Annotated in this window: 14 protein-coding genes; 1 reads left to right on the top strand and 13 read right to left on the bottom strand. The window is 69.4% G+C overall.

Annotated features, from left to right (window positions below; all coding sequences use genetic code 11):
- Position 1 precedes the first annotated feature (1 nt).
- The 11 genes from A9Z05_RS14705 to A9Z05_RS14655 all read right to left on the bottom strand — a co-directional run bounded on the left by A9Z05_RS14705 (position 2) and on the right by A9Z05_RS14655 (position 5,696).
- The gene (locus A9Z05_RS14705; protein WP_069618734.1) at positions 2-544 is read right to left on the bottom strand and encodes a phage tail protein I; all 543 of its coding nucleotides are present in this window, start codon (positions 542-544) and stop codon (positions 2-4) included.
- Positions 537-1,451 (bottom strand): baseplate J/gp47 family protein, encoded by a 915-nt coding sequence (locus A9Z05_RS14700; protein WP_069618733.1) that lies wholly within the window; start codon positions 1,449-1,451, stop codon positions 537-539. Before A9Z05_RS14700 ends, A9Z05_RS14705 begins: the two co-directional genes overlap by 8 nt.
- On the bottom strand, positions 1,448-1,810 hold the full coding sequence (locus A9Z05_RS14695; protein ID WP_069618732.1) for a GPW/gp25 family protein: 363 nt from the start codon (positions 1,808-1,810) through the stop codon (positions 1,448-1,450). The genes A9Z05_RS14700 and A9Z05_RS14695 overlap by 4 nt, the downstream gene beginning before the upstream one ends.
- Entirely contained in the window at positions 1,807-2,493 is a 687-nt protein-coding gene (locus A9Z05_RS14690; protein ID WP_069618731.1) for a phage baseplate assembly protein V, read from the bottom strand. The genes A9Z05_RS14695 and A9Z05_RS14690 overlap by 4 nt, the downstream gene beginning before the upstream one ends.
- A gap of 510 nt (positions 2,494-3,003) precedes the next feature.
- Positions 3,004-3,453 carry a phage tail protein gene (locus A9Z05_RS14685; RefSeq protein WP_069618730.1) on the bottom strand — a complete coding sequence of 150 codons (450 nt, stop codon included), beginning with the start codon at positions 3,451-3,453 and terminating at the stop codon, positions 3,004-3,006.
- Positions 3,446-3,685 carry an Rz1-like lysis system protein LysC gene (lysC, locus tag A9Z05_RS37280; protein WP_256121998.1) on the bottom strand — a complete coding sequence of 80 codons (240 nt, stop codon included), beginning with the start codon at positions 3,683-3,685 and terminating at the stop codon, positions 3,446-3,448. The genes A9Z05_RS14685 and lysC overlap by 8 nt, the downstream gene beginning before the upstream one ends.
- Positions 3,570-4,010, bottom strand: a complete 441-nt coding sequence (lysB, locus tag A9Z05_RS37790) for an Rz-like lysis system protein LysB (protein ID WP_069618728.1) — start codon at positions 4,008-4,010, stop codon at positions 3,570-3,572. Before lysB ends, lysC begins: the two co-directional genes overlap by 116 nt.
- Positions 4,007-4,858: an N-acetylmuramidase family protein gene (locus tag A9Z05_RS14670; RefSeq protein ID WP_176730205.1), complete on the bottom strand. Its 852-nt coding sequence runs from the start codon at positions 4,856-4,858 to the stop codon at positions 4,007-4,009. The genes lysB and A9Z05_RS14670 overlap by 4 nt, the downstream gene beginning before the upstream one ends.
- A gap of 2 nt (positions 4,859-4,860) precedes the next feature.
- Positions 4,861-5,127, bottom strand: coding sequence for a phage holin family protein (locus A9Z05_RS14665; RefSeq protein ID WP_069618726.1), 267 nt, complete (start codon positions 5,125-5,127; stop codon positions 4,861-4,863).
- A 1-nt stretch (position 5,128) separates the two neighbouring features.
- The gene (locus A9Z05_RS14660) at positions 5,129-5,473 is read right to left on the bottom strand and encodes a putative holin (RefSeq protein ID WP_069618725.1); all 345 of its coding nucleotides are present in this window, start codon (positions 5,471-5,473) and stop codon (positions 5,129-5,131) included.
- 16 nt (positions 5,474-5,489) lie between these two features.
- The gene (locus A9Z05_RS14655) at positions 5,490-5,696 is read right to left on the bottom strand and encodes a tail protein X (RefSeq protein ID WP_069618724.1); all 207 of its coding nucleotides are present in this window, start codon (positions 5,694-5,696) and stop codon (positions 5,490-5,492) included.
- Positions 5,697-6,248: 552 nt separating this feature from the next.
- Between A9Z05_RS14655 and A9Z05_RS14650 the strand changes: the two genes are divergently transcribed.
- On the top strand, positions 6,249-7,796 hold the full coding sequence (locus A9Z05_RS14650; protein WP_069618723.1) for a TIGR04222 domain-containing membrane protein: 1,548 nt from the start codon (positions 6,249-6,251) through the stop codon (positions 7,794-7,796).
- A 70-nt stretch (positions 7,797-7,866) separates the two neighbouring features.
- Here A9Z05_RS14650 and A9Z05_RS14645 read toward each other — a convergent pair whose 3' ends face one another.
- Entirely contained in the window at positions 7,867-11,235 is a 3,369-nt protein-coding gene (locus tag A9Z05_RS14645) for a glycosyltransferase (protein ID WP_069618722.1), read from the bottom strand.
- 2 nt (positions 11,236-11,237) lie between these two features.
- Positions 11,238-12,395, bottom strand: a complete 1,158-nt coding sequence (gene rffA, locus A9Z05_RS14640; protein WP_069618721.1) for a dTDP-4-amino-4,6-dideoxygalactose transaminase — start codon at positions 12,393-12,395, stop codon at positions 11,238-11,240.
- Between the last annotated feature and the right edge of the window lie 48 nt (positions 12,396-12,443).

Here is a 12,443-nt window from a genome sequence, read left to right as displayed (position 1 = left end):
ATCAGTAGTCGGTGAAGTTCAGGCGGCGATAGGCCGCCACGCGCGCGGCGGCGCCGATCGGTTGTCGGCCCCGCATCTCGAAGCCCTGCGTGAACGTGTAGTGCGCCCGGACAGGTTTGGTGCGGTCGATTTCCGCTAGGATGTCGGCCACGTATTCGGCGGTCGGCGGTTCGCCGTCCTGGCCGCTGACCGTCATCACGAGGTCGAACGTGCCGGGCGGGCCCGGCGGGTGTTGCCCGAACCATTCACGCAGGACGATGTTTCCGCCGAACGCCGCGACGACCTCGCGCACCGACGCCGCGGTACCCTTGCGTCGGGCGATCGGAATCGCCTGGCCGACGCGGGCGCGCTTCACGTATTCGGGCCAGTAGTCCTTCCACGCATCGACACCGAGGTGCCAGGCGAGCCACGGCAGCAGGTCGGACCGGATGGTGTCCGGGTTCGTCAGCGTCGCGATCGGCGTCGGCACGTCGTCGAGACGGGCGTTCGTCGCGGCAAGCCTGCGTTCGAGCCGCGTCGCGTTCGGCGGCAGGATGTCATTCATTGCTGTACACCCCGCCGTCGATCAGCTCGATTCCGGTGCAATACGGGGCCTGCTGCTTCGTCGCCGGCAGGCCGGCAAGCGGGCTTTCGAGGATCACCTTCTGCACGCCGGCCGCGCGGGCGGCCGCATAAATGCCGTCGAGCGTCACTTCCATCCCGAGGCGGTGCATGGATTCCGTGTACTGCTTCATCGCCCGGTTGGCTTGCGCGAGCGCCACCGCGCGATCCGGGCCGGCAAAGAACACCAGTCGTGCGCGTACCTGGTAGCGCAGGATGTCCGCGCCGCGTACCGTGACCTTGTCGGTGAGCGGCCGCACGTCGTCGGCCTGCAGCGCGGCGGCCACGGCGTCGATCAACGCCGGCGTCGCCGTGCCGTCGCCATCGCGTGCGAGTACCGTGACGAGCACCTCGCACGGGGCCGGGCTGATCGCCGATGCGTCGAGCACGCGTCCGTCCGCATTGCGTGCGTGCGAGACGTATGCGCCTTCGGGGCCGGCGACCGAGAAACTCTGCGGGGCGAGCTGCGTGCGGGCCCGCAGGTCGGCGTCGCTTTCCATGATGGCCGCGAGGTCGTGTTCCGGATCGGCAGGCGAGATCGTCAGGCGCCGGATGCCGAACAGCGCCGCCAGATGGTCGAGATCCGTGCCGACGGCGTACGCGAGCATCACCGCACGCGCGGCGTCGTTCACGCGCTGACGCAGCACGATCTCGCGGTATGCGCTTTCCTGCAGCAGCTTCACGAGCGGCTCCGACTCGAGCGCGAGCGTCGCGGCGATCTCGGCTTGTTCGGCCGCCGGGTAGAGCGATACGAGCCGTGCCTTGCGCGCGGCAAGCAACGTCTCGTAGTCGATCGTTTCGACGACGTCGGGCGACGTCAGTTGCGAGAGGTCGATCGGTGTCCCGCTCATGCCGGGCTCCCGTTCGCAACCGGCACGCGGGTCGACACGGCCGTACCGCTCTCGCCGGTCCAGCCTTCGATGTCGAGATAGAGCGAGCCGGCGGCCGCGTTCGCGTCGTCCGCGGCGAGCACGACGCGGGTCAGCGTCAGGCGCGGTTCCCAGCGCATCAGTGCCGTTGCGACCGCTGCATACAGCCGCGTGCGCACGGCGCCGTTGCCCGGTGCGTCGATCAGATCGGGCAGCTCGGAGCCGAACGTACGGCGCTTCACGCACGACGCAAGCGGCGTCGTCACGATTCTCCCGATCGACTGGTAGAAATGATCCAGGCCCGAGATCGAGCGGCCGGTGTTCGCGTTCATGCCTTTCATTGCGGTTCGCTCACGAGTTGTCCATCGCCTTGTTCGCGATGCGTGTGATGCGGGAGGCTGATGCCTCGGGATGTCACTTCGCTGGTAAAGGTGGCCGCGCCGTCGATCTGCATCGTGGCGCCGCCGCCGGCGCCGCCCGTACCGGTCATGCCGGATTCGAACGCGAACGGCCCCTTGACCGTCATCGCGCCGGTGCAGGTCGTCTGCGGCGCATCGAGCGTGATGCGGTCGGCCAGCACGGTTGCGTCCCGGGTCTGTACGACGACCGATCCCGGCGCGACGACGCGGACCGTCGCGCCGGCCGGCAACTCGACCGTGAGCGCATGCGCGGCATGGTCGTACGTGATGCTGGCCCCGTCGGGATAGACGCGCGCATGGGTATCTGGGCTCGAGGCCGGTGCCGGCGCGGCGTTCGAATAGACACCGCGCAGCGCGACGCCTTGCGCCGGGTCGCCCATCGGGCACAGCAGCACGACCTGTTCGCCGGGCGTCGGCGGCAGCCAGTCGCGGGTCGCGCCGGCGGTGCCGGCCACCCACGGAATCCAGTTGGTTTGCAGACCGCTGCCGTCGGAATCAGCGTCGCCGACCGAGACGCGGCACAACGCCGCCGCATGGTCGACCGCGAGGATCGTGCCCTTGCGCACTGCGTTGCGTGCCTGCCGTTGAATTTCATTTGCGTCCATGCAGTCATGGTGCCGGCCGGGTGATCGCGGCGCGAGCGATGGCCTGTGTCGTCGCGGCGGGGACAGCACGCACCGGATGCCGGCATGAAGTCGTGCGTCGACAATCGCAGCACCGGTTCGCATGAGGATGGAGTCGTGCGTCTTCGCGACGTCGTCACGAGGTCTGAACGCAGGTGTGCCGATCGATGTCGGGATGGAGGCGACGGCGCGGGCGATTCGGTGAATCGACCCTCGCGACGAGGGGGCATGGATGCCGCGTGAATCGCCGGACGGGCGTTCTGCAGGGAAGTCGCGTGGCCTGGCGTGGCGGGTCACGGAGCAAGGGCGTCGTGAGGATGCGTGTCGTCGGCGATGGCCGGTTCGACAGGAGGATGGAGGCCTGGTGCCGGGCGTGATGATCGGGGGGGGATTTCGCGGTGGCGCGCGAGGCGAGCTGGCTGGCCGCGACGTGCGGCCGTCGCCGGGCGCCATGACGCGGCGCGCGGGAAAGCGGGCGGGTGCCCGCCCGGTTCAGCGGATCTGCGGCAGCGCGACCCAGGTCAGCGTATTGGCCGGGTCGACGCGTGTGTCGTCGACGTGCGTGATCACCTGTCGGCCGTCCGGACCGGTCGTCACGGCGACGCTTTCCGTCAACGCCAGCCGGATCGACAGGTCGACCGCGGCCTGGTCGCGGATGCCGACCTCGAAGGTGATGCCGCTTGCACGTGCGGCCGGGTTCGTCACGAGATCCGGCTGGTTCGCGCGCACCCATTCGATCAGCGCGACGAACACGGGATCGGTGTCGCCGGAGAAGTTCGTCGCGAGTACATGGGCCGTGTATCGGTATTCGAACGACGGCGTCAGTGTGCCGGTCGTTGCGATCGCTCCTTGCTCGACGAGCACGGTCAACGCGCCGGGTTCGGCGGCGATCGACGGAATGGCGACGGCGAGCGCCCGCCGCAGGCTGTCCGGCTTAATCATGCGGATGGGCTCCCTGGTCGGGGGTGGCCGTGCCGGCCTGACACGCCGCGATCATGTCGACGGTCGCCGCGCACGTCGCCCAGGCTGCCTTGACGAGCGTGAGCGTACCGTCGAGTTCACCGTTGGTGCGCGGCGCGAGCATCGGTAGCGTGCACGGTTTCACCGTCTGGCACGTGTTCGACATAATCGCCGGCGCCGGTGAGAGCGGGACTGGCTTGCAGGCGGACAACATCGTCAGGCAGAGGAGTGTCAGCCCAGGCACGAAGCGCGGCGTTTTCATCGGTCAATCTCCGGTTTTCAAGTCGAATGGCGTCGAGCTTCGACGCGATGGCGGTTTGCGCGCGATCGAGCCGCGCCTGCTGTTGCGCGCGCCCGGCGGCGTCCTGCTGCAGGCGCGAAATGACGCCGTCGCGCGCGGCGAGCGCCTGTTGCGCATCGACGCGTTGCTGCTGCGCATTCGCCAGGTCGGCGCGGAGCCCATGCACGTACAGCGCGACGGCGGCGCACGCGATGAGTGCGACGACGCATACGACGAATTTCGCGGCGAGTTCGTTCATGCGGGGGGCGCGGCGGTGGCGTCGGTCGGTCGGGATGCGGCCTGCGTCGATGTCGCTGCTTGCGACGCATAGCGATCGAAGGCACGCGCGAGCTTCACGTCGTAGAGGTTCGCCGCATAGTCGGGTCCGTTGTACGCGCGGGCGAATGCGGCCCACTGGCGTGCGCCGAGTGCGCGGCGCAGCGCGTCGTTCGCCGCGATGTAGCGGACGAACGCGTCGAGGTGCTGTGCTTCGCCGTCTTCCATGCACGCGACGAATGCGTCGATGCCTGCGTAGCCGAGGCGCTCCCAGTGATAGCCCATGACCTGGAACGCTCCCCAGCTCGCGGATTCCCACGCGGCGCCGGCATCGATCGACTCGGCCATGGCGAGACGCATATATTCCGCGGCGCTGCCGCGATAGCCGCCGCGTGTGCGCGACACGATGTCCGGCTGTCGGGCCGCGAGCGGCGCGGGATCGATCCCGCGCGCCTGCAGCCGCTTCCAGAACACATGGCGTTCGAACAGGATGACGGGGCGACCATCGGGCAGGAAGCCGGTGCCGCGCGACTCGACTTCGTTGACCGCGCGAATGCAGGCGAGCGGCACGTCGAGCGTGCGCGCGGCACGCTCGAGATCGGCGAGTGCCAGGTGCTTCGGATCACGTTGGCCGGTGGCCAGCGCGGCATAGGTCTTCGGGCCGGCGATACCGTCGTCGACGAGGCCGGTCTTGCGTTGCAGTGCGATGACGGCGGCATCGGTCGCCGCGTCATAGACGTGCGTGATCTGCACCGCATAGCCGGCGCGGACCAGTCTGCGTTGCAGCAGGCCCACGTCGTCGCCGTGGTCGCCGAGGCGGCGGGTCTTCATCGTCATTCGCTCCTCAGGAGGCGCGCAACGTTGCCACGCGTGCCGCAGACGAACATCGCCAGGAAAACCGCGGTGGCCGCATCGAAGAAGCCGACGGAGCCGGTATGCAGCAGCAGCTCGATCGACGCACCGCCGGCGACGGCGACGAGGATCCAAGCGAACCATGATGCGTGGCGCCGGTGTCGTGCGCCGTTGCGTCGATAGGTGAGCACGCGCACGAGCACGGCGACGTGGGCGGCGAGCGCGATCAGTGCGAGCGGAAGGGGCACGTCACTCCCCCTTGCGGAACAGCGACAGGAGATCCAGCGTCTTGATCCGCTCGATCAGCTGCAGCGTGACGGTGATCACGAGTGCGGCCGCGAAGAACGCGGCGACACCGGTCGAGTGGATCGGCGTCGCGCCGACGATCTCCGGGGCGGCGAGATAGCCCATCACGAGCGAGATCAGCAGATAGGCCGTACGCCGCGCAACGCCGATCTCCCTGGAGGTGACGACCACGAGCGCGGCGCCGGTGAATGCGCCGATCAGCGCGTTGCCGTCGATGCCGGGCGCGAGCCCGGCGACGCCAATCGCGGTGGACAGCATGGCGGCTGTTGTGAGGTTCGGTTCGGCCATGACGGTGATTCCTGAATCATTCAAACAATTGCAGCAACGGTCGTGCGCTCGTCACGGTGTCGATCGGCGGCAGGTAGACGGGCGTGCCGGCGGGCAACACGACGCCGAGGCTGGCTAGCCCGGTGTTGGCCTCGAGCACGGTCTCGACGGTGCCGTCGGTCCGGCCGTAGTGACGCCAGCACACCGTGTCCACCGTGTCGCCTTGCAAGGTGCGCGCGATCATGGCTGGGCCCACCGATGCTGAAGTGGCGGGTTGGCGGTGGCGATACTGGCCGGCGTGCCGCAAACGCGTATCGAAGTCATGCTGCTTGCCATGGCGAGGTCCCGAGCCGTGAGGCGGTGAATATGGTTCTCATGGTCGAGCATCGCGGGGCGGGGTTCAACGAGACGCGTGCGTGGTCTGCGTGGACACGCAGCGGGGCGCGTGTCGCGATGTGCATCGCGCTTTACGCTTCACGGACGGGTGTTGAGGTTCACGGGAGGGCGCCGTGCAGCGGAATTGCAGCCTGGGTGAAGCGGGGCGGGCTTGAGTGATCTTGTGCAGCCTTGGTTTTGCCGGGGACCTGGCCTGCAGAGCATTGCTGGACAAGGGTTCGGCACGCGTAGGTAAAACTCCGAAGGCAGGGGTTGCTGGTTCGATCCCGGATGCGGTCGTTGTTGCGAAGCACCGGTTCCAGGCGGGCGTGCCGGCGCATTCGCCCTTGTGCGAGAATCGCCCGCAACGACAACTCCAAGCGTCGATCGCGGCGGCCGTCCGCGCATCGCGCCGACTCCGATGGCTGCCATTCCGTCCACCTCGACCGCAGTCGCTGCCTGCGCGCTGACCGATGCGCAGCAGGCGCTGCTCGCGCGTCTGCGCGCATATTCCCCCGACGATCCGCACGCGCCGCTGCCGTACAGCCGGCGTCTTGCCGAAGCCGAAGGCTGGTCGCATGACCACGCGCTGGCCGTATTCGACGAATACAAGCGCTTCGCGTTCCTCGCGCAGGTAACCGGCCATCCGGTCACGCCGTCGGTCGCGGTGGACGCCGCATGGCACCTGCACCTGCAATACACGCGCGAATACTGGGACGTGTTCTGTGCCGACGTGCTGCGCGCGCCGCTGCATCACGTGCCGGGCGCGGGCGCGCCCGGCGAGGCCGCGCAGTACGCGCGGCACTACCGGCAGACGCTCGACAGCTACCGCAGGCTGTTCGGCTGCGAGCCGCCCGAAGCGATATGGCCGCGCCCCGTGGCCGAGCCGGCCGTGCCCGCCGACGCCCCGGTGCAGCGCGCGGCACTGCACGACGGCCCTTCGAGCGCGGCCGCCGCGCGCCCGCGACTCTGGCGGCGCTTCGCGAAGTTCGCGTGGCCAACGGCGGCGATCAGCGTCGCGGCGACCTGCGCGAGCGCGAGCGATTTCAATGTGCTGGACTTCTCTGGGCCGGACTTTCTCGGATTGTTCTACGTGCCGCTCTGCATCGCCGCGCTGCTGCTGATCGCCGGCCTGCAGTGGATCGAATACCGTCACCGTGCGTGGGGAACGCGTGCCCCCGAATCGTCGCCCGACCTGAGCGCGGAGGAAGCGGCGTATCTCGCGGGCGGCGGCGCGCGGATGGCGCAGGTCGCGATGCTGTCGCTCGCGCATGCCGGTGCGATCGAGCTGCGGATGAGCAAGGTCCACGGCGCGCGGGTGCGGATCGACGATCCGCGACATGCAGGCGCTTATGGCGCCGACTGGGAATGGCTGAGGAGGCAACCTGGCGGCGAGACGAGCTGCCACGCGTTCGGTCAGCGTCTCGCGTGGCGCGAAGCCGACTGCGCCGCAGCGTTGCAGCGCAAAGGCTGGCTCTGGGCGCCGGGCGAGATGCGGGCGACGCGGATGGCCGCGCACGCGATCCTGCTGCTCGTGTTCGGCGCGGGCGCGGCGAAGCTCGCGGTCGGCCTGACCCGCGGCCGGCCCGTGTTGCTGCTGATGATTTTCATGGCGGCGTTCATGGTCGCGTACCATTTCATGGTCGGACGCCTGCCCGGCTTCGGGCGCGGCGGCATGACGCGCGGCGGCGAGGCGGCGCTCGCCGCGCACCGCGACGAACGCCGGGGCGACCGCGCGACGCCGGACGGGCTTTTGTGGACGGCCGCGCTGTTCGGCGCCGGCGCGCTCGCCGGCACCGTGTGGGCCGCGCATTCGAAAGTGCTGATGGCGCCGCCGCCCGTCGCCGTGAACACCGGCGGGTCGAGCGGTTCGTCCGACTCCGGCGCCGGGGACAGCAGCAGTTCGAGTTCGTGCAGTTCGTCGAGCTCATGCAGCTCGAGCAGTTGCGGCGGCTGTTCGAGCAACTGAGCACCGGGCGCGCTGCCGGGATAGCGCGCCGGGCCGCCAGCGTCAGGCAAGCGGCACGGCGCGCGTCGAACTATGCGATCGCGGCATCGGCGGGCGTTCGTGCCTGCGCGGCACGCCCGTCGCCCGCCTCGACGATCAGCGTCCAGTCGAACGCCGACAGTGCGCAGAGCTGCTCGACGGTGGCCGTGTATTCGTGCGCGGGCGCGTGCAGGTAGCGCACCTTGTCGGTCCATTCGGGCAGCGTCGCCTGCGACGTGGTCAGCACGACCGCCAGCAGATCCTGTTCCGGCCGCCTTGCGATTTCCTGCAGGCTCAGCCGGACCTTGTCGAGGTCGCCCTCGGCGTCCAGGATCAGCGCGCCGGGGATCGGCGCATCCGGCCGGCCGGGCGGGTTGCCGACAGCGCCTTTGTCGATGCACTGCTGATACACATGGCGATAGCGCGGCAGCGCCTGCTGTAGCGCGTGATGCTTGCGGACCTTCGCCTGCGCCGTGCGCGCGAGCCCGCGGCGCAGCGCCGGGTTCGCGATCAGCCGGTCGAGCGCGTCGACCCAGGCCTGCGGCTCATCCGGGACCAGCAGGCCGTCGCAGCCGTCGTGCAGCGCGAGGCGATAGGCTGGCCGGTCGCTGACGATCGAGGCGATGCCGGCCGCCGCGTATTCCTGCCACTGGATCGTACTCGTGCCGGCGTTGTAGTCGTGGTCGGCGAGCGGCAGCAGCGCGATGTCCCAGCACCGTTCCGGCAGGCGTCGTGCGTGCGCGTCGTAGTCGTGAAGCTCGGGCTCGCACCCGGCGTCCGGGTGGCCGGCCCAGCCTGGGGGGACGTCCGCGCCGACGAAACTCACCTTCACCTTGCCGGGATGGCGCGCGCAGATCGCCTGCAGCGCCGCGTCGACGAGCGCGAAGTTGTCGGCGCGCAGCGACGCGCCAGCGATGCCGATCGTCACGCAGTCGTCGCCGCGCGCCGTCACGGGGCGGTAGAACCGGTCGAAGTCCACGCTGTCGGGCAGCACGTGAACGCGCGGGTGCGACAGCCGGTAGCGGCTGGCGATGAACGGCGTGGATACGATCACGGCGTCCGCGTTGCGCAGCACGAGCTCGATCCCCGCGCGGGCCATCCCGCCTTGCGCGGCGAGCTGGTGCGCGGCCGGCAGGTCGGTCAGCAGGTCGTCGGTCTCGTAGATCACCGGCTTTTCATGCTTGAAGATCGTATACAGGTCGTTGCCGGTCAGGATGCCGGGCGTCAGCCGGTGCAGCAGGATGGCGTCGGCCGTGGCCAGCACGCTGCTGTCGATCTGGCCGTCCCGGATGCCCGGGACGAGTTCCCATTCGTCGTTCAGCAGACCGAACGGCAGCGTGAGGCGAATTCGCGATGACGCGCACGTGTCCGGATCGATCGAATACACGATCAGGCGCTTGCGGCGCGGTGCGGCGTCCGCAATCGCGGCGACGGGCGCCCGCGTCCGGTTCTCCGCGAGCAGCCGCGCGTACAGCACGCCGTGGCGCGCGGCGTTGCGGCCGATGTCGTGCTGCGCACGGATCGCATCCTGCGCGGCCGCGGCGAGTCGCGCGCGGGTTTGCGGATGCTCGATCAGGTGCGCGATCGCGTCGACCCACGCGTCGGCGGTGTCGGCGACGAGCCAGCCCGTGCGGCCGTGGACAACCGAGCAACCTTCCGCCGGCGTGGCGACGAGCACCGTGGCCGCGCCGGCCGCCGAGCATTCGAGCCATGCGCGCGGCGGCGCATCGTCGCGCAACGTGACCGGCGCCGCGACCAGCGCGATGTCGAGGTCCGCGCGCTTCAGCGCGTCGGCGTAGCTGTCGTAAGGGGCAGGCTCCGCGATCAGCGTGACGTCCGGTTCGCGGTCCCAGCCGGCCGGCAGCGCCGCGCCGACAAACGACACCCGGAGCTTCCCCGGAAACCGGCGGCGGAGCTCGGCCAGCGCGTGGCGGACCTGCTCGAGACGCACGCGGTCGAGACCGGTGCCGGAAACCGCGAGGTTCACGTGGTCGCGCACGCCGGGCGCCGCGCGGTGCAGACGCTCGAGATCGACGCCGGTCGGCAGCACGTGGACCGATGCGTTGACATGACGGTACTGCCGCACCAGCGCTTCCGACGGCACGACGAGCGCATGCGCACGCTGCACGGCGCTGCGGATGCCCGCCTTGCGGCGCGCGTTGTCGGCCGCGCCGGGGATGTCGGCGAGCAGCGTGTCGAGCGGCGCGTCGATCTCGAGGACGACCGGCTTGCCGAGCGAGAACAGGTGTTCCAGCGTGGCGGGGGACAGCAGGCCCGGCGTGTCGCCCTGCAGCACGATCAGGTCAGCGCGCTGCAGCGCGTCGGGATCGATGCCGGCCGGCGTGACAGGGAACGTCAGTGCCCATTCGCGGTCCAGCCGCGCGAACGGCTGCGCGAAGCGCAGGCTGGTGCGCGCGTGGTCGGCCGGTTCGGCGGTGACGACCGCGATGCACGAGCGCGGCGCGGACGCGGGCTGTCCTTGGGCGGCGGCGCCCGTCGCGACGGCCTGCGCATCCAGCTTGTCCGCGTGTGCCTGGGTTCGCTCGACGAAGTTCTGCAGCTGCTGCCAGAACGCGTCCTCTTCCTTCAGGTAGACGCCGCGCGCTTCGTGAACGGTGGCCTTCGCGTGCGCGATCTCGTGTTCGTCGAGCCCCCACGCGATGCCCTTGCCGTCCATCACCCACCGGGTCGGCTCCGACAGCGACGCGTCATTCATGATGCACACGACCGGGCAGCCGCACAGCAGCGCTTCGAACACGGCGGTAGACCATTCGTACATGTACACGCACTCGACCTGTCGGAACAGCGCCGCGAGTTCGTGCGCCGAACGTTCCGGCACGCGGGTCGAGATTTCGATCGACTCGGCGGTGACCGGATGCAGCGTGCCGCCGCGCCGCAGGTGGCGATTGATGAAGACGGCCGTGCCGTTGCGGCGTGCGTCATCGACACCGTCGCTGTTGAAGATGCGCGTGTCGACCAGCGGTATGCGCAGCAGGTCCGCCTTCCATTCTTCGGGCACCAGCGACGGCCCGAACGTGAAGATGAGGTCGTTCGGCTGCAGGGTAATCGGTTCGCCGTTGATGCGGCCGGGCTCGGCCAGCAGGTAGCGTACGACGCAGCGCGCGTTGAACGGATTGCCGGTGACGACGTCCGGGTAGACGACGATCGGGCTGCGATTCGCGCGGGCGTGCGCCTGCACGATGTCGTCGGTCAGCGGCGGCGTGCGCAGGTCAGGATGCACGACCGGCGTGCAGACGTACGCTTCCTGGCCGAGGAGGTTCAGCACGTGGCACAGATAGTGCATCGCGCGGATCCCGCCGGAGGTTTGCCGGAAATTCGGCGCGAGGATGTAGTACGGGTGGCCGAGTCGCGTAAAAATGCGCGAACCGCCGTGCGCCAGGCCGGGTTTGGGAGTCGTCATCGTTATCGGGTGCGGTAGAAATCGAAGACCACGTCGAGGATGCGATCCTGTTCGGCTTCGGTCATGTCGTGGTACAGCGGCAGCCGGACGAGCCGGTCGGCGACGAGGTCCGTCACCGTCATGCCGGACCCGCAGCGCCCATAGCGCTGCCCGGCCGGCGAACTGTGCAGCGGCACGTAGTGGAACACCGCGTTCACGCCCACCGCGCGGATCTGCTGCAGCAGCTCGGTGCGTTCGGCGAGGTCGCGTGCGAGGAAATAGAACATGTGGCCGTTGCCGCGCTCGGCGAGCGAAATCGCGGGCAACTCGATCAGCCCGTCCGCGTGCAGCGGCCGCAGCGCGTCCTGGTAGCGCTGCACGGTCGCGCGCCGCTGCGCGGTGATCACGTCCGCGTGCTCGAACTGCGCGTACAGGAACGCCGCGATCAGCTCGCCCGGCAGGAACGACGACCCGACGTCGACCCATGTGTACTTGTCCACCTGCCCGCGGAAGAACTGACTGCGGTTGGTGCCCTTCTCGCGGATGATCTCCGCGCGCTCGACGAGGCGCGGGTCGTTGACCAGCAGCGCGCCGCCTTCGCCCGAGATCACGTTCTTGGTCTCGTGGAAGCTGAGGCACGCGAGGTGGCCGAGGCTGCCGAGCGGCTTGCCGTTCCACGACGACTGCAGCGCCTGAGCGGCATCCTCGATCACCCACAGGTCGTGGTCCGCCGCGAGCTGCCCGATCACGTCCATGTCGCATGCGACGCCCGCGTAGTGCACCGGCACGATCGCGCGCGTGCGCTTGGTGATCGCGGCGGCGATCTGCGTCTCGTCAAGGTTCAGCGTGTCGCGGCGGATGTCGACGAACACCGGCGTCGCGCCGCGCAGCACGAACGCGTTGGCGGTCGACACGAACGTGTAGGACGGCATGATCACTTCGTCGCCGGGCTGCACGTCGGCGAGGATCGCGGCCATCTCGAGCGCGGCCGTGCACGAGTGCGTGAGCAGCGCGCGCTGGCAGCCGATGCGCGCTTCCAGCCAGCGGTGGCAGAGCTTCGTGAACGCCTGGTCGCCGGCGAGGCCGCCCTGCTCGACCGCTTTCGCGATGTAGTAGAGCTCCTTGCCGACCACGAACGGGCGGCCGAACGGAATGACGTCGAGATTGGGTGGGCCGAACATGGTCAGGCTCCGCAGTAAGGGGGACGTTCGGCCGCGCGGCTCGCGCGC

This window comes from Burkholderia sp. A2 (assembly GCF_001729305.1).
GTDB classification, from domain to species: domain Bacteria; phylum Pseudomonadota; class Gammaproteobacteria; order Burkholderiales; family Burkholderiaceae; genus Burkholderia; species Burkholderia sola.
The sequence above is the reverse complement of the archived record's forward strand: the minus strand, read 5'-3'. Positions and strand labels throughout refer to the sequence as shown.

What these genes read in the sequence shown, in the direction of transcription:
- A9Z05_RS14705 (WP_069618734.1), bottom strand. Translation starts at nt 544, where the DNA reads ATGAATGACATCCTGCCGCCGAACGCGACGCGGCTCGAACGCAGGCTT.
- A9Z05_RS14700 (WP_069618733.1), bottom strand. Translation starts at nt 1,451, where the DNA reads ATGAGCGGGACACCGATCGACCTCTCGCAACTGACGTCGCCCGACGTC.
- A9Z05_RS14695 (WP_069618732.1), bottom strand. Translation starts at nt 1,810, where the DNA reads ATGAAAGGCATGAACGCGAACACCGGCCGCTCGATCTCGGGCCTGGAT.
- A9Z05_RS14690 (WP_069618731.1), bottom strand. Translation starts at nt 2,493, where the DNA reads ATGGACGCAAATGAAATTCAACGGCAGGCACGCAACGCAGTGCGCAAG.
- A9Z05_RS14685 (WP_069618730.1), bottom strand. Translation starts at nt 3,453, where the DNA reads ATGATTAAGCCGGACAGCCTGCGGCGGGCGCTCGCCGTCGCCATTCCG.
- lysC (WP_256121998.1), bottom strand. Translation starts at nt 3,685, where the DNA reads ATGTTGTCCGCCTGCAAGCCAGTCCCGCTCTCACCGGCGCCGGCGATT.
- lysB (WP_069618728.1), bottom strand. Translation starts at nt 4,010, where the DNA reads ATGAACGAACTCGCCGCGAAATTCGTCGTATGCGTCGTCGCACTCATC.
- A9Z05_RS14670 (WP_176730205.1), bottom strand. Translation starts at nt 4,858, where the DNA reads ATGAAGACCCGCCGCCTCGGCGACCACGGCGACGACGTGGGCCTGCTG.
- A9Z05_RS14660 (WP_069618725.1), bottom strand. Translation starts at nt 5,473, where the DNA reads ATGGCCGAACCGAACCTCACAACAGCCGCCATGCTGTCCACCGCGATT.
- A9Z05_RS14655 (WP_069618724.1), bottom strand. Translation starts at nt 5,696, where the DNA reads ATGATCGCGCGCACCTTGCAAGGCGACACGGTGGACACGGTGTGCTGG.
- A9Z05_RS14650 (WP_069618723.1), top strand. Translation starts at nt 6,249, where the DNA reads ATGGCTGCCATTCCGTCCACCTCGACCGCAGTCGCTGCCTGCGCGCTG.
- A9Z05_RS14645 (WP_069618722.1), bottom strand. Translation starts at nt 11,235, where the DNA reads ATGACGACTCCCAAACCCGGCCTGGCGCACGGCGGTTCGCGCATTTTT.
- rffA (WP_069618721.1), bottom strand. Translation starts at nt 12,395, where the DNA reads ATGTTCGGCCCACCCAATCTCGACGTCATTCCGTTCGGCCGCCCGTTC.